At 70.5% G+C, this 13,284-nt stretch carries 16 protein-coding genes and 1 tRNA gene; 4 read left to right on the forward strand and 13 right to left on the reverse strand.

The window, feature by feature from the left end:
• Positions 1-28: 28 nt before the first annotated feature.
• From ACFOMD_RS18270 to ACFOMD_RS18300, 7 genes are all read right to left on the reverse strand, one after another.
• On the reverse strand, positions 29-1,096 hold the full coding sequence (locus tag ACFOMD_RS18270) for a beta-N-acetylglucosaminidase domain-containing protein (RefSeq protein WP_380864233.1): 1,068 nt from the start codon (positions 1,094-1,096) through the stop codon (positions 29-31).
• Positions 1,093-2,829 carry a heparinase II/III family protein gene (locus ACFOMD_RS18275; protein WP_380864236.1) on the reverse strand — a complete coding sequence of 579 codons (1,737 nt, stop codon included), beginning with the start codon at positions 2,827-2,829 and terminating at the stop codon, positions 1,093-1,095. Before ACFOMD_RS18275 ends, ACFOMD_RS18270 begins: the two co-directional genes overlap by 4 nt.
• On the reverse strand, positions 2,826-3,491 hold the full coding sequence (rpe, locus tag ACFOMD_RS18280; RefSeq protein WP_380864239.1) for a ribulose-phosphate 3-epimerase: 666 nt from the start codon (positions 3,489-3,491) through the stop codon (positions 2,826-2,828). The genes ACFOMD_RS18275 and rpe overlap by 4 nt, the downstream gene beginning before the upstream one ends.
• 200 nt (positions 3,492-3,691) lie before the next feature.
• Entirely contained in the window at positions 3,692-4,990 is a 1,299-nt protein-coding gene (locus ACFOMD_RS18285; RefSeq protein WP_380864241.1) for an RsmB/NOP family class I SAM-dependent RNA methyltransferase, read from the reverse strand.
• Between the two features lie 56 nt (positions 4,991-5,046).
• Positions 5,047-5,223 carry a Trm112 family protein gene (locus ACFOMD_RS18290; protein WP_380864243.1) on the reverse strand — a complete coding sequence of 59 codons (177 nt, stop codon included), beginning with the start codon at positions 5,221-5,223 and terminating at the stop codon, positions 5,047-5,049.
• A complete protein-coding gene (locus ACFOMD_RS18295; protein ID WP_380864246.1) occupies positions 5,223-5,867 on the reverse strand; it encodes an LON peptidase substrate-binding domain-containing protein in 645 nt (214 codons plus the stop codon). The genes ACFOMD_RS18290 and ACFOMD_RS18295 overlap by 1 nt, the downstream gene beginning before the upstream one ends.
• Positions 5,864-6,775 (reverse strand): tetratricopeptide repeat protein, encoded by a 912-nt coding sequence (locus tag ACFOMD_RS18300; protein WP_380864248.1) that lies wholly within the window; start codon positions 6,773-6,775, stop codon positions 5,864-5,866. Before ACFOMD_RS18300 ends, ACFOMD_RS18295 begins: the two co-directional genes overlap by 4 nt.
• Positions 6,776-6,933: 158 nt before the next feature.
• On the opposite strand from ACFOMD_RS18300, the gene ACFOMD_RS18305 reads away from it, so the two are divergent.
• A tRNA-Gly gene (locus ACFOMD_RS18305) sits at positions 6,934-7,008 on the forward strand.
• Positions 7,009-7,033: 25 nt separating this feature from the next.
• On the opposite strand, the gene ACFOMD_RS18310 is transcribed toward ACFOMD_RS18305, so the two are convergent.
• The 3 genes from ACFOMD_RS18310 to hemC are packed head-to-tail and all read right to left on the reverse strand — an operon-like array spanning position 7,034 to position 9,586.
• Complete coding sequence (locus tag ACFOMD_RS18310) at positions 7,034-7,975, reverse strand: hypothetical protein (RefSeq protein WP_380864250.1); 942 nt, start codon at positions 7,973-7,975, stop codon at positions 7,034-7,036.
• Positions 7,972-8,751 (reverse strand): uroporphyrinogen-III synthase, encoded by a 780-nt coding sequence (locus ACFOMD_RS18315; protein WP_380864253.1) that lies wholly within the window; start codon positions 8,749-8,751, stop codon positions 7,972-7,974. Before ACFOMD_RS18315 ends, ACFOMD_RS18310 begins: the two co-directional genes overlap by 4 nt.
• Entirely contained in the window at positions 8,687-9,586 is a 900-nt protein-coding gene (gene hemC / locus ACFOMD_RS18320; protein ID WP_380864271.1) for a hydroxymethylbilane synthase, read from the reverse strand. The genes ACFOMD_RS18315 and hemC overlap by 65 nt, the downstream gene beginning before the upstream one ends.
• Before the next feature lie 53 nt (positions 9,587-9,639).
• On the opposite strand from hemC, the gene tsaD reads away from it, so the two are divergent.
• Both tsaD and ACFOMD_RS18330 read left to right on the forward strand, forming a co-directional pair.
• Positions 9,640-10,680, forward strand: coding sequence for a tRNA (adenosine(37)-N6)-threonylcarbamoyltransferase complex transferase subunit TsaD (tsaD, locus tag ACFOMD_RS18325; RefSeq protein ID WP_380864256.1), 1,041 nt, complete (start codon positions 9,640-9,642; stop codon positions 10,678-10,680).
• Positions 10,677-11,657 (forward strand): NAD(P)H-dependent glycerol-3-phosphate dehydrogenase, encoded by a 981-nt coding sequence (locus tag ACFOMD_RS18330; protein WP_380864259.1) that lies wholly within the window; start codon positions 10,677-10,679, stop codon positions 11,655-11,657. Before tsaD ends, ACFOMD_RS18330 begins: the two co-directional genes overlap by 4 nt.
• A gap of 4 nt (positions 11,658-11,661) precedes the next feature.
• On the opposite strand, the gene ACFOMD_RS18335 is transcribed toward ACFOMD_RS18330, so the two are convergent.
• From ACFOMD_RS18335 to ACFOMD_RS18345, 3 genes are read right to left on the reverse strand one after another with little or no spacing between them, the layout of a single operon-like run.
• Positions 11,662-11,868, reverse strand: coding sequence for a hypothetical protein (locus ACFOMD_RS18335; RefSeq protein ID WP_380864261.1), 207 nt, complete (start codon positions 11,866-11,868; stop codon positions 11,662-11,664).
• Between the two features lie 34 nt (positions 11,869-11,902).
• Complete coding sequence (locus ACFOMD_RS18340; RefSeq protein ID WP_380864263.1) at positions 11,903-12,115, reverse strand: hypothetical protein; 213 nt, start codon at positions 12,113-12,115, stop codon at positions 11,903-11,905.
• 13 nt (positions 12,116-12,128) lie between these two features.
• A complete protein-coding gene (locus tag ACFOMD_RS18345; protein WP_380864265.1) occupies positions 12,129-12,284 on the reverse strand; it encodes a DUF1674 domain-containing protein in 156 nt (51 codons plus the stop codon).
• An 84-nt stretch (positions 12,285-12,368) separates the two neighbouring features.
• Here ACFOMD_RS18345 and ACFOMD_RS18350 point away from each other — a divergent pair, with 84 nt between their 5' ends.
• Entirely contained in the window at positions 12,369-13,211 is an 843-nt protein-coding gene (locus ACFOMD_RS18350) for an SDR family NAD(P)-dependent oxidoreductase (protein WP_380864268.1), read from the forward strand.
• Positions 13,212-13,284: the final 73 nt, after the last annotated feature.

Consider the following 13,284-nt stretch of genomic DNA (forward strand, 5'->3'; position numbering starts at 1 on the left):
TCCCCGTCTTCGCGTTTCGGGCGATCCGCTATTGCGTCGCCACCTCTTCGGCGGAGACCCCATAGCGGCCGTCGAGCCATTCGACCACCTCGCGTGCGCAGGCGTGATCGACGGCAGCATATTTTGCGCGAAGCTTCGCCTTGCGTTCGGCGGTCATGCCGTCGAGCCCGGCGTCCTGCAGGCCGAGCAGGTCGGCCTGCAGCATCGCGGCGATCTCCGGGCCGGCGACGGCCCGCGCCGCTTCGAGGAAGGCGGCGGCATATTGATAGGCGTCGCCCTGCGCGTAGCTCATCGCGAGGGTGATCGCGGGAATGCAGGACAGCATCGGCTGCAGCGCCGGGTTGATGGCGTGGGCGGCGATGTGCGGCGCGATTCCGGCGGGGCGGCCGGTGAAGCCGCGCAGATGAAGGTGCGGCGACATGCGCGGGCCGTCGTTGACCGGGTAATTGTCCCAGAGGAAGGGCTTGCGGCCGAGCTGCGCGGTGACGCGCGCGAGATGGCCGGGGGAAAAGGCGCGCGAACAGACTTCCTCGCCGGTCCAGAAGATTTCGACCTCGGGCGCGAGCTGCGCGCCCAGCGTTTCGAGATAGCGGTCGGGCCGGGCGCCGAACACGCGGTCGAGCACGGAGTCGTCCGAATAATAGCTGGGGCAGACGATCAGTCGGGCGGCGCCGGTGTGCGCACGGGCGAAGTCGACCACTTCGGCCTGCCGCTCGGCGAGGTCGGGGCGGTCGCCCTGCATGTCGTCGAAGAGAAGCCCGATGTCGTCGGCGCCGAGGTCGGCAAAGAGGGCGAGGCGGTCGGCGAGCGCGGTTTGCGCGGCGCCGTCGAAGTTGGACCAGATTTCGTAGGGGCTGAGGCCGATGCCGAAGCGGACTTTCGCGACGCGGCATTCGGTGGCGAAGCGGGCCAGTTCGGCGGCCTCCTCGGCGGGATAGGGCGCCTGCCACTGACGGCGCAGATACGCGTCACCCTTCGGCGCATAATGATAGAAGCTGTAGCCGTGCGGCTGGAGCAGCCGCATCACCGCGCGCCGCGCGTCCCAGCCCCAGTTGCGACCGTAGAAGCCCTCGACGATCCCGAGTTCGGGCGTCACCGCGCGCGCTTGAACGACCAGTTGATGCTGGCGCCCTCGGCCGTGGTGTCGCCGCTCACCACCAGCTGATGGGTGCGCGCCGGGCGGCCGTCGGGGTCGATCCACAGGCTCTCGTCGATGGCGAGCCGGCCGCCGCGCGCCTTGAACTGCCACAGCGCGCCGTTCATCACTTGGAGGAGCGCGCCCTGCCCGTCGGCGGTCGGCGCCGCCTCGATGCCGTTGCCGAGGTGGAAGCGGATGTCGAAGCCGTGGCCGGCGCCCTTGCGGCTGCTCTTGCCCTTGGCGGGTTCGAGCGCATCTTCGCCGCGGAAATCGAGCCCGTCGGCGGAGAGATAGAGGCGGCGATGGTGGAGCAGGCCGTAGCGGCGGGCATAGCCATCATGGCAGGCCTCGACCCAGACGCCTTCCTCGCTCTCGTGCCGGTTGGCGACGACTTCCTCGACACCGCGCCCGAGGCTGCCGTCGTCGCGCAGCCGCGTCGAATTGACGTCGCCGAGCACCAGCGTCGAATGCGCGGCGCTGGTGGCGAGCAGGCTTGCCAGCTCGGGCGGCAGCGGGCGCGGCAGGCCCATGGTGCCGCCGCAGGCGACGACGATGCGCGCCGCGCCGTCGGAAAATTCGAAGCCGAGCGTGCCGGCATGGGCATTGGCCGACACCCGCGCGATCGGCGGCGGGCCGGCGTCGAGCACGATGACGGTGCGGCCGCCGGTCATGCGCTGCACGCCCGAATAGGTGCCGGTGCGCGCCGGGCGGGCCATGACGCCCGACAGCTCGACGGCGCGGGCGATGCGCTCGGCGCTGCCGAGGCTGCCGCCATGCATCGGCGCGAACAACCCATCGCCCATCACCGAACCCTTGAGGCCGGGGACGAGGCGGGTGGCGGCGGCGGTGACGAAGTCGGCGGGGCGAAGCTGGCGCGATTCATAGAGCGCCTGCACCAGCAGCAGCAGTTCCAAGAGCTCGAGCTGATCAAGCGGCGAGCGGCTGACCACGCCGCCATCGGGCAGCAGGGTCTGGTCGAGTGCCTTTTCGAACGAGCCTTCCGTCTTCGCCAGCCGCGCGTCGCCGCCGGGGATCAGCAGATTGGCGGCGAGCAGCCCGGCGTGCGCCCACAGGCGCGGCAGGCCATCATGGGCCTTGTCGATGGCGCGCTCGAGATGGCGGCTGCCGCGGGCGATATGGTTGAGAATGTGCGAGCGGTAGACGAGGTCGGTCGAGGCCAGCACATAGGGCGCATAGGCCGTCCAGAACAGGATGCGCTTGCCGATCAGGTCGGGGCGCCAAGACTCCGCCTCGAACTCGCTATAGGCCTCGACCCAGGCGGCGGCGAGCGGCTCGGCGATCTTGGCGCCGGCACTGCGGTTGGCGGCGGCGGCGAGGTCGCGCAGGAAGACGAAGCCATGCGCCCAGTCGCGCCACGCCGGCGGCGCGGTGGTCAGCGCGGCGGCGAAGTCGCGCGCCGCGACATTGGCGCCGCCGTGGCGCAGCTGCCCCTGTACGAGCGCAGCGCCGATCGCCGCGTCGCCGGGGATCGGGTCCTTCGGCACGGTGATCAGCTTCAGCGGGAATTTGCCGTGGAGGCGCAGCTTGTGCAGCGCCGACTTGTAGCCGACCAGCGCCAGCGCGCCCGACAGCCGTTCGGACAGCGACAGACCCTTGTCGCCGCCTTCGCGGGTCAGCCGCTGTTCGGCTGGGGCGATGTCGCCCGTCAGCTTGTCGTCCGGCTCGCTCACGGCGCCCCGCGCAGCCGCGCGATGTTGGCGGCATAGGCGTCGGGCCCGCCCTTGAAGGTGGCGGTGCCGGCGACCAGCACGTCGGCGCCGGCGGCGATGGCGCGCGGCGCGGTAACCGCATCGACGCCGCCGTCGACCTCGAGGTCGATGGGCTTGCCGATCTTGTCGATCTGCTTGCGCAGCGCCTCGATCTTCCTGAGCTGGCTGTCGATGAACGACTGGCCGCCGAATCCCGGGTTGACGCTCATCACGAGGACCAGGTCGATGTCCTCCAGCACATAGTCGAGCATCTTCGCCGGGGTCGCCGGGTTCAAGGACACGCCCGCCTTCTTGCCCAGCGCCTTGATGCGCTGGATGGTGCGGTGAAGGTGCGGCCCGGCCTCGGGATGCACGGTCAGGATATCGGCGCCCGCCTCGGCAAAGGCGTCGAGATAACTATCCACCGGCGAGATCATCAGGTGAACGTCGAACACCTTCGTGGTGTGCGGGCGCAGCGCCTTCACCACCGCCGGCCCGATGGTGATGTTGGGCACGAAATGCCCGTCCATCACATCGACATGGATATAGTCGGCGCCGGCGGCATCGATCGCCCGAACCTCCTCGCCCAGTCGCGCGAAATCGGCAGAAAGGATCGAGGGCGAGATACGAACCGGCTGTTGCATGAACGCTGGTTTAGCAGGGGCGGCGACTCGGCGTCCAGCGATGTGGAGGGGCTATTTATGGGCCATCCCTCTCCCGCTTGCGGGAGAGGTTAGGTGAGGGTGTGCGAGCGGCAGCGAGCTACCGACCGGCAGACACCCTCACCCTCCCACGGCTACGCCGCGGGCCCCTCCCTCTCCCGCAGGCGGGCGAGGGGTTAGCGTTACTTCCGCGCCAGCCGCGCGATGAAGAAGCCGTCCAGCCCGCCCTGCTCCGGCAGATCGCTCGGCAAGGTGCGGACCCAGCCTTCGTGCCAGGGTTCGAGGCCGGCGGGCAGCTCCTCGGCCTTGATCGGATCGAGGCGGAAATTGTCGTAGCGGGAGAGGAAGGCTTCGACCTGGCGTTCGCCCTCTTCGGGTTCGAGCGAGCAGACGCAGTAGATGAGGTGGCCATGCGCCGGCAGCCAGCCGGCGGCGTGGTCGAGCAGTTCGGCCTGAAGCTCGAGCAGCGGCGCGAGGTTGCGGCTGCCCTTCAGGTGAAGCACGTCGGGGTGGCGTCGGAAGATGCCGCTGGCCGAACAGGGCGCGTCGAGCAGGACGTGGTCGATCGCGCCGGGCGGCGTCCAGTGGCGCGCGTCGGCGGTGACCACCTCGGCCTTCAGCCCGGTGCGGGTGAGATTTTCCTTCAGCCGCGCGATGCGCTTCTCGGCGATGTCGACCGCGGTGACCTTCGCGCCGGCGGCGGCGAGCTGCAGCGTCTTGCCGCCGGGGGCGGCGCAGAGATCGACGACCGTCTTGCCGCTGACGTCGCCGAGCAGGCGCGCGGGCAGGCTGGCGGCGAGATCCTGCACCCACCAGGCCCCATCGGCGAAGCCCGGCCAGTCGCCGATCGCACCGCGCCGCGCAGTGCGGACGTGGGCGGGCGCCAGTGACGCTCCTTCGAGCGCCTCGGCGTGCGCGGTGGCATCTTCGGCCGTGCGGAACGACAGGTCGGTCGGCGGCTCGGTGGCCAGCGTCGCGGCGATGCGGCCGGCGGTGTGCGCGCCATAGGCCGCCGACCAGCGCTCGGCATAGGGGTTGGGCAGGGTCGGCTGCTCGGGGAGCGCGGCTTCCTCGCGCAGCAGCCGCGACAGCACGCCGTGCACCAGCCGGCGCGGGCCCTTGTCGACCAGCGGCAGCGCGGTGCCGATCGCGGCATGCGGCGGGGTGCCCAGGATCAGCACCTGTGCGAGCGCGAGGCGCAGCACCATGCGGGCGCGGGCGTCGTCAGGCAGCGGCTTCGGCATCGCCGAATCGATCAGCGCGTCGAGATCGGGCAGGCGGCGCAGCACCGTCGCGACGATAGCGCGGGCGAGCGCGCGGTCGGCGGGCCGGTCGACCTCGGCAAAGGCGTTGTCGAGCGCGACTTCGAGCGGCTTACCCTGCTGCAGCACCGCCGTCAGCAGCCGCAGCGCGGCGCGGCGCGCGGGCGTGCCGATGGGATCGGGACGGTCGGCGGGTTCAGGTCGCGAGGGTCGGCGCATCGCCTGCCTGTCGGGGCTGGGCGGCTGAAGGTCAACCCGGATGCGAAGGCCGGGCCTCAGCCCTTCACTTCGCGCGCTTCCTCGACCAGCATGATCGGCACCCCGTCGCGGATCGGATAGGCGAGGCCGGCGGCATCGCTGATCAGCTCCTGCGCCTCGGCATCATAGCGCAGCCGCGTCTTGGTCAGCGGGCAGACCAGGATTTCCAGCAGCCGGGGATCGATCTCGCTCATCAGTGCAGGGTCACCTGATTTTCGTCGGCCGGGGCCGCAAAGGTCATGAGGGCGGAGAGCACGCCGGCGCGGTCGCGAAGCGAGGCCGCTTCGAGCAGCGCCTGCTTCTCCGCGATGTCGAACGGGCACACCGAGGTCAGCGTGGTGATCAGCGATTCGTCGTCCGCCCCGGCCACTGCTTCCCAGTCTGCCGACAGCCCCTGCGCATCGAGATAGGTGCGCAGCGACGTCTCCAGATCGACGCGCACCGGCGCGGCCAGCGCATCGGGATCGCGCCAGTCGCCCGCGAACGGCGCATAGTCGGCGCGCACCTGCCGGTAGGGGGTGTCGACCACCAGCTCCTCGGCGATGCGGAAGCGGGTGAGGCCGACCAGCGAGATCAGAAAGCGCCCGTCGCCGGTCTCGGAAAATTGGGTGATCCGACCGAGCCCACCGACCTCGTAGAGCGAAGGCGGCTCGCGCTCGTCCTTCGGTTGCACCATGCCGATCAGCCGGTGGCCCGCCATCGCGTCGCGCACCATCGCGAGGTAGCGCGGCTCGAAGATGTTGAGCGGCAGCTCGCCGCGCGGCAGCACCAGCGCCCCGGCGAGCGGGAACACCGGGATGGTGCCCGGCAGGGTCTCGGCGCTGAAGTGCAGGGTCATGAGAAGAGGATGGTCGACAGCTTGCGGCGGGTCGCCATGACCCAGGGGTCCTCGAGGCCGACCGCCTCGAACAGCTTCAGCAACCGATCGCGCGCCGCGCCCTCGTTCCACGTCCGGTCGATCCGGATGCTCTCCAGCAGCTCGTCGGCCGCCGCGTCGTGGTCGCCGCGCGCCATCAGCCCGCCGGCCAGTTCGTAGCGCAGCGCCAGATCGTCGGGCGCGGCGGCCGAGCGGGCGCGCAGCCCGTCGAGATCATCGACCGGCGTCGCTTCCTTTGCCAGCGCCAGCGAGGCCCTGGCCTGCGCGACGCCCGCGTCTTTCGCATCCTCGGGTACGCCGGCCATCACGCCCTGCGCCTCCTCGATGCGGCCGAGGCCGATGAGCGCGCGGGCGATGCCGGCAACCACATCCATCCGCTCGGGCACCTCGGCGGCGAGCGCGGTGAAGATGCGGTGTGCCTCCTCATAGGCACCCTCGGCGAGCGCGGCCTGTGCTGCCTCGATCAGCGGCTCGATGTCGGCGGCGCCCGCCGCTTCGGCACCCGCGCCGATGGGCAGCTGCGCCAGAATCTGGTCGAGATACTGCTTCAGCTGCGGCTCGGTGCGCGCCGGGGTCAGGTCGGCGACCGGCTGGCCCTGGAAGATCGCATAGATGGTCGGCACCGACTGAATGCGGAACTGCGCGGCGATCGTCTGATTCTTGTCGACGTCGACGGCAACACGGCGGACGCCCTTGTCGGCATAGTCGGCGGCGACCTTGTCGAGGATTGGGTTCAGCGCCTTGCAGGGGCCGCACCATTCGGCGGTGAACTGCAGGATGACGAGCGCGTCCATCGACGCGTCGAGCACGTCGCGGCGGAACGCCTCGATGCTGGCACGTTCGCCGGCGGCGGTGGAGAGGCTCGCCAACTTGATCCCTTTCTCAGTCTGTCGGCGCCCATATGGGATGGGAGGGCCCGGCCTGCCAAGGGTGACGCGCCGCACATTTACCGCTTGCGCCCCGCTTATCCGCTATGATAGCAGCCCGGCCTCAACTGGAGCCGCCACCCATCGGGTGGCCCCGTTATGCGGGCGTAGCTCAGGGGTAGAGCGCAACCTTGCCAAGGTTGAAGTCGAGGGTTCGAATCCCTTCGCCCGCTCCAGTTGTTTCAAACCACAGCGAAAATCTTAGGGTGCGGCCGCCGGCATCAGCGCCGTGGCTTCGAGCGCGGCGAGCGCGTTGAGGCCGGCGACGTAGCGGCGGGCTTCCAGGCGCCAGGCGTCTAGCGGGCGGCGGCTCTCCACCGGTAAGACGGCGACCGCGCGCAATGCGCCGTCGATATCGCCCGAGCCGGCGCGCTGTGCGGCGAGGCGGAGCGAGGCGGCGGCATCGCGCGGTATCTCGTCGGCGCGGCGCACGTCGGCGATGCCGGCGAGATTGTGCTTCACGCCGTCCCACCAGCTGCGATTCTCCGCCTCGGCGCGCTCGACGGTGGGCAGGGTGCGGGCGAGCGACTGGGCGAGCTGCGTCGCGGTCAGCGGCCGGCGGCCGAGCGCCAGCAGCGCCGCGACCTCGTTCGGGTGGCTGGCGCCGAAGCGGGCGCGCAGCGCGGGTTCATAGACGTCGAGCCGCTGGCCCCCCTCGATGCCGCGGCGCAAGGCGGCGACCAGCAGCGCGGTCTGCGCGCGCTCGGCGCCTTCCTCGGCGGCGGCGACGGTCGAATCGGTGCTCGCCTGCAACTCGGCGACCTGCGCCTGCAGTTCGGCGAGACGCACCTCGGTCGCGGCCTGCATCTCGAGCGACGCGCCGCCACCTCCGGGCGCCGTGGCTACTCGCGGCTGGATGCGGGTCGTTCGCGTCTCCAGCGCGTCGAGCCGCGCCTGAAGCGCCGCCAGCGCTTCGTCCTTGGCGATGTCGCTGTCGCTGGCGCGCGCGCCGGGCAGGCGCGAGCGCACGCTGTTTTCGAACCAGGGGCTGGCGACCATGCCGATTGCGAAGGCCAGCAGCACCGCCGCAATGATCCACGCCGCGATCGGCCGGCCGCGCGACGGCGGCAGCTTCGGCTCGGGCGGCGCATGCAGCACGCCATAGGTCGGGCGTTCGGGCCGGTCGGTCGGATCGATCATCATATGGTCCTTGTGGCCCCCTCGCCGCGCGACTTGTCGCACGACAGGCCGCTCGCCGCCAAGATGCCCGCCTCGGACGGTGTTGCCGCTGCCACAGCGGCGCGCCAGCCGGGGCCGGCGGCGCTCAGGGCGGTGGGGCTGATGGCGGCGATCGAGATTTCGGCGCGCGACTGCCCGAGCGCATCGAACGACACCGCGAAATGAGCAGCACTACGCGAGGAGAAGAGCAGCGCCCAGTCGATCGCTCCGTCGCGCAACGCCGCCTCGGCCTCGCCGGTTAGCGGCAGCAGTTCGGCGGCGTAAACGCTGCGAACCTCAACGGTCAGCCCTGGCGGCGGCACGGCGGCGGTGCGGTCCTCGCCCGCCAGATGCAGCACCAGACGATGACCCGCTTTAGCCACCGCCGAGAACAGCCCGGCAACATCGCCGCCGCGCTCGCGGACATCGGTGAAGCCCGCCTCACGCGCCGCCTCGCCGGTTCGTGTTCCGACAACATAGGCGGGTAGCGACCGGTCAGCCTTAGGTCCGGCAAAGCGCGGCCCCTGGGGGCTGGTGAACAGCAGCGCTTCGGGCGCTTTCGCCGGCGGCGTCCACTCGCGAGCCACTGGGCTGAGCAGCGGCGCGACGATCACGTCATGGCCCGCCGCTTCCAGCGTCGCCGCCGTCACCTGCGCCAGCGGCGCGGGGCGGGTGACGAGGACGCGGGCGATGGGATCAGCCCTCGAAAAGCGCGCGCAGCGCCGGGCTGGCGGTGCCGAGCAGCTCGGCGGCGAGGTCACGGATTGCCGCTTCGTCGGTGCTGTCGCGCGCGGCAATGATGCGCTCGCTGCCGTCGGGCAGCAGGATCTCGGCGCGAATACCGCCGGTGAACGCCGCATGCGCCGCCACCGCCGAGCGGCAGGAGCCGCCGAGCGCCGCGAGCAGCGCGCGCTCGCTGCCCACCGCCGCCGATGTCGGCGCATCGTCGATCGCGGCGATCATTGCGCGCATCACGTCGTCGTTGGCGCGCAATTCGATGCCGACCGCGCCCTGCGCCGGGGCGGGCAGGAACAGCTCGGGCGGGATCGGCGTGCCGACATCGGGCCGGCCCAGCCGGTCGAGCCCCGCGGCGGCGAGCAAGGTCGCGTCCGCTTCGCCGGTGCGAAGCTTCGACAGCCGCGTGTCGACGTTGCCGCGGAACGGCACCACCACGAGATCGGGCCGGGCGTGCAGTGCCTGCGCGGCGCGGCGCGGGCTCGACGTGCCGAGGCGCGCGCCAACGGCCAAACACATGAAATCGTCGCAGTCGTTCGCCACCAGCCGGTCACGCACGTCGGCGCGCGGCAGCATCGCGGCAATCGCCAGCGTGTCCGGCCGCCAGGTCTCGACGTCCTTCATCGAATGGACGGCGATATCGATGCGGCCGTCGTGCAGCGCCGCCTCCAGCTCCTTGGTCCACAGCGCTTTGCCGCCGATCTCGGCGAGCGGCCGGTCCTGCACCTTGTCGCCGGTGGTCTTGATCGCGACGATCGCGACCGCATCTTCGGTCCAGCCATGCGCCGCGCACAGCGCTTCGGCCACCATGCGCGCCTGCGTCAGCGCCAGGGGGCTGCCGCGCGTGCCGAGCTTCACCATTGTCTCCACGGCCCCGCTCTATGCTAGGGAGCCGGCCAGTTACAAGGAACCGAATGACCGAAGCGCCTCTCATTCTCGGCATCGAATCGAGCTGCGACGAGACCGCGGTGGCGCTGGTGCGCGGCCATGACATCGTCGCGCAGCGCGTCGCCAGCCAGGATGACGCGCACCGCATCTACGGCGGCGTCGTCCCCGAGATCGCGGCGCGCGCGCATGTCGAGGCGCTGGAGCCGATGATCGCGGCGGTGCTCGCGGAGGCCGGGATCGGCCTCGATGACGTTGATGCCATCGCCGCGACCGCAGGGCCGGGGCTGATCGGCGGGGTGATGGTCGGGCTGGTGACGGGCAAGGCGCTGGCGCTGGCGGCGGGGAAGCCGCTGGTCGCGGTCAATCATCTCGAAGGCCATGCGCTGAGCCCGCGCCTCGTCGATGCCAATCTGCAGTTCCCGTACCTGCTGCTGCTCGTCTCGGGCGGACATTGCCAGTTGCTGAAGGTCGAGGGCGTCGGGCGCTATCGCCGGCTCGCCACTACCATCGACGATGCGGTCGGCGAGGCGTTTGACAAGGTGGCGAAGATCATGGGCCTCGGCTTTCCCGGCGGCCCCGCCGTCGAGCGCACAGCCAGGGGCGGCGACCCCAAGGCGTTCAAGCTGCCGCGGCCGCTGGCCGGCACCGGCGAACCGCATTTCTCCTTCGCCGGGCTGAAGACCGCCGTGCTGCGCACCTTCCAGGCGAATCCCGACCGCAAGGCCGACATTGCCGCCAGTTTCCAGGCCGCCGTCGTCGACTGCCTGATCGATCGCACCCGCCGCGCGCTCGATGCCGCGCCTGATGTGACGGCGCTGGTGGTGGCGGGCGGCGTCGCGGCGAACGGCGCGATCCGCGCGGCGCTGACCGAGCTGGCTGGCAGCCGCGGCCTGCCGTTCGTGGCGCCGCCGGGCTGGCTCTGCACCGACAATGCGGCGATGATCGCCTGGGCCGGCGCCGAGCGGATGGCGGCGGGCGACACCGACGGTCTCGACGCGCCGGCGCGGCCGCGCTGGCCGCTCGACCCGGATGCGCCACCGGCGCGCGGCGCGGGAGTGAAGGCATGAAGCATATCGGGGTGATCGGCGGCGGCGCCTGGGGCACCGCGCTGGCGCAGGTGGCGGCAGCGGGTGGCCCGGTGACCTTGTGGGCGCGCGAGCCCGAGGTGGTCGAGGGTATCAACCGCGACCACGTCAACGACGCCTTCCTCGCCGGCGTGCCGCTCAACCCCGCCATCCGCGCCACCGGCGACCTCGCCGACCTCGGCGCCTGCGACGCCTGGCTGGTGGTGACCCCCGCGCAGTTTCTCGGCCGCATCCTCGCCGAGGCGCCGACCGATGCGAAGCGGCCGCTCGTTCTCTGCTCGAAGGGCATCGAGGCCGGCTCGCTGAAGCTGATGTCCGAAGTCGCCGCCGATGCCGCCCCCGGCGCGCCGATCGCCGTCGTCTCCGGCCCGACCTTCGCGCATGAGGTGGCGAAGGGCCTGCCGACCGCCGTCACGCTTGCGTGCGAGGATGCGGCGGTCGCCGCGAAGCTCGCCGACCGGCTCGCGCAGCCGACCTTCCGCCCCTATGCCGCCGACGACGTGATCGGTGCCGAGGTCGGCGGGGCGGTGAAGAATGTGCTGGCGATCGCCTGTGGGGCGGTGGTCGGCCGCAACCTCGGCGAAAATGCCAAGGCGGCGCTGATCGCGCGCGGTTTTGCCGAGATGCTGCGCTTCGGGCTGGCGAAAGGAGCCGACGCGGCGACCCTGGGCGGCCTCTCGGGCCTCGGCGATTTGGTACTCACCTGTTCGAGCCCCAAGTCGCGCAACATGAGCCTCGGCATGGGCCTTGGCGAAGGCCGGCGCGCCGCCGACCTGCTCGCCGAGCGCAAGACGGTAGCGGAAGGCGCGCATACGGCGCCGGTGCTGCTCGCCGCAGCGCGGCAGCTCGGCGTCGACATGCCGATCACGCAAGCGGTGGTCGACCTGCTCGACGGCGCCGATATCGATCGGGTGATCGGCGAGCTGCTTAACCGGCCGCTGCGCGCGGAAGCTGTGTAAGCGTCTAGCGGTCGAGGTCGCCGACCAGCGCCTTCACCTTTTCCAGCACCAGCTTGATGCGGTCGGCCGCCTCGCCGAACGCCTGGCCCGAGGCCTTGTCGCCGTCGGCGAACGAGGCGCGCGCCGATTCGAGATAATTCTCGCGGTCGTCCTCAAGCGCGCTCAGCACGATATCGGCTTCGTCCTCGGTGAGCTGCAGCGTAATGGTCATGAAAGCCTCTTTTCGAATCAGTCAAAGCGGGTCGCTATAGCCCCTCGACCCCGGTGATGACGATGCCGCGATCGCGCAATTCGCCGCGCGCCTGCGCGACTTCGCCGGGTCGGGCGCCGCCCTGCTCGGCCAGCTCGAACAGCTTGCGCGCCCGCAGGCTCCCCTCGCTGGCGGCCAGGCGCAGCCACTCGGCGAGCGCCACGCGCCGCGAGATTTCGCGGTCATGCAGGAAATAGCGGCGGTTCATTTCCCCTCTTTATTCAGAAGTCGACGGCGATGCCGCCCTTCTCCCAATCTCCATAGCGCGTCGGCTCCAGCCCCGTGCGCCCGCCGACTTCCGGAGTTTGGGGGGGCGCGGGCGTTTCGGGTTTGGGCTCGGCTTCGGGTTTTTCGGGCGGTTTGGGATCGTCGGCCACGGCGCTTCTCCGGCAGGAACGGCTGGGTACGCAGATAGGACGCCGCCACGCGATGCGCAAAGGCGGCGCGAAGGGGAACAGGGAATGCATGATCTTTCGGGCCGGGTGATCGCGGTGACGGGTGCGGGCAGCGGCATCGGCCGCGCGCTCGCCATCAACCTCGCCAAGCGCGGCGCCAAGCTGGCGCTCGCCGATAAGGACGAGGCGGGGCTGTTCGAAACCGCGCGCCTGCTCGGCAACTATCCGCATTTCGCCGAAAGCTTCGACGTCACCGATCACGGCAAGCTCAAGAGCTGGGTCGATCGCGCGGTCAGCGAGTACGGCGGCCTCAACGGCATCATCAACAATGCCGGTCTGTCGGTGGTCGCCCCCTTCGCCGATTGCCCGGAGGAGGATTTCAGCCGGGTGATGGCGGTCAATTTCGACGCCGTCGTCGCCGGCTGCCGCCTCGCCCTTCCGCATGTGCGCGCCAGCGACAAGGGCTGGATCGTCAACATCTCCTCGGTGTTCGGGATGATGGGCTACCCCACCCAGTCCGCCTACAATGCGTCCAAATATGCCGTCCGCGGCCTGACCGAGGCGATGCACCTCGAACTCGGCCAGACCGACCCGCACGTCACGGTGATCCGCGTCCACCCGGGCGGCATCAAGACCAATGTCGCGAAGAACGCCAAGTTCATCCGCGGCCTCGATGGCTCGACGATGGCGCTCGACAGCGGCGAGGAGTTCGAGAAGGCGGCGAAGACTACCCCCGAGCAGGCGGCGGAGACCATCGTCCGCGGCATGGAACGCGGCCAGCACCGCGTCCTCATCGGCCCCGACGCCAAGCTGATCGACTGGCTGACCCGGCTGTTCCCGGTCGGCTATTACAAGGTGATCGGCAATTTCCTCGGTGGCGGTAACCGGAAGCGCGCCACGGCGAACTAGGGTCAGGACCTGTAAATCGGTTGAATATTGGGTTTGAGGTTGATTCATTGGCGGCGGAGGTGCTGCCATGGAT

The sequence above is a fragment of the Sphingoaurantiacus capsulatus genome, assembly GCF_042648405.1.
Lineage (GTDB): Bacteria > Pseudomonadota > Alphaproteobacteria > Sphingomonadales > Sphingomonadaceae > Sphingoaurantiacus > Sphingoaurantiacus capsulatus.

Coding starts and splice junctions, on each gene's coding strand:
- rpe (WP_380864239.1), bottom strand. CDS start 3,491: ATGCAACAGCCGGTTCGTATCTCGCCCTCGATCCTTTCTGCCGATTTC.
- ACFOMD_RS18285 (WP_380864241.1), bottom strand. CDS start 4,990: ATGCGCCGACCCTCGCGACCTGAACCCGCCGACCGTCCCGATCCCATC.
- ACFOMD_RS18290 (WP_380864243.1), bottom strand. CDS start 5,223: ATGAGCGAGATCGATCCCCGGCTGCTGGAAATCCTGGTCTGCCCGCTG.
- ACFOMD_RS18295 (WP_380864246.1), bottom strand. CDS start 5,867: ATGACCCTGCACTTCAGCGCCGAGACCCTGCCGGGCACCATCCCGGTG.
- ACFOMD_RS18310 (WP_380864250.1), bottom strand. CDS start 7,975: ATGATGATCGATCCGACCGACCGGCCCGAACGCCCGACCTATGGCGTG.
- hemC (WP_380864271.1), bottom strand. CDS start 9,586: ATGGTGAAGCTCGGCACGCGCGGCAGCCCCCTGGCGCTGACGCAGGCG.
- tsaD (WP_380864256.1), top strand. CDS start 9,640: ATGACCGAAGCGCCTCTCATTCTCGGCATCGAATCGAGCTGCGACGAG.
- ACFOMD_RS18330 (WP_380864259.1), top strand. CDS start 10,677: ATGAAGCATATCGGGGTGATCGGCGGCGGCGCCTGGGGCACCGCGCTG.
- ACFOMD_RS18335 (WP_380864261.1), bottom strand. CDS start 11,868: ATGACCATTACGCTGCAGCTCACCGAGGACGAAGCCGATATCGTGCTG.
- ACFOMD_RS18340 (WP_380864263.1), bottom strand. CDS start 12,115: ATGAACCGCCGCTATTTCCTGCATGACCGCGAAATCTCGCGGCGCGTG.
- ACFOMD_RS18350 (WP_380864268.1), top strand. CDS start 12,369: ATGCATGATCTTTCGGGCCGGGTGATCGCGGTGACGGGTGCGGGCAGC.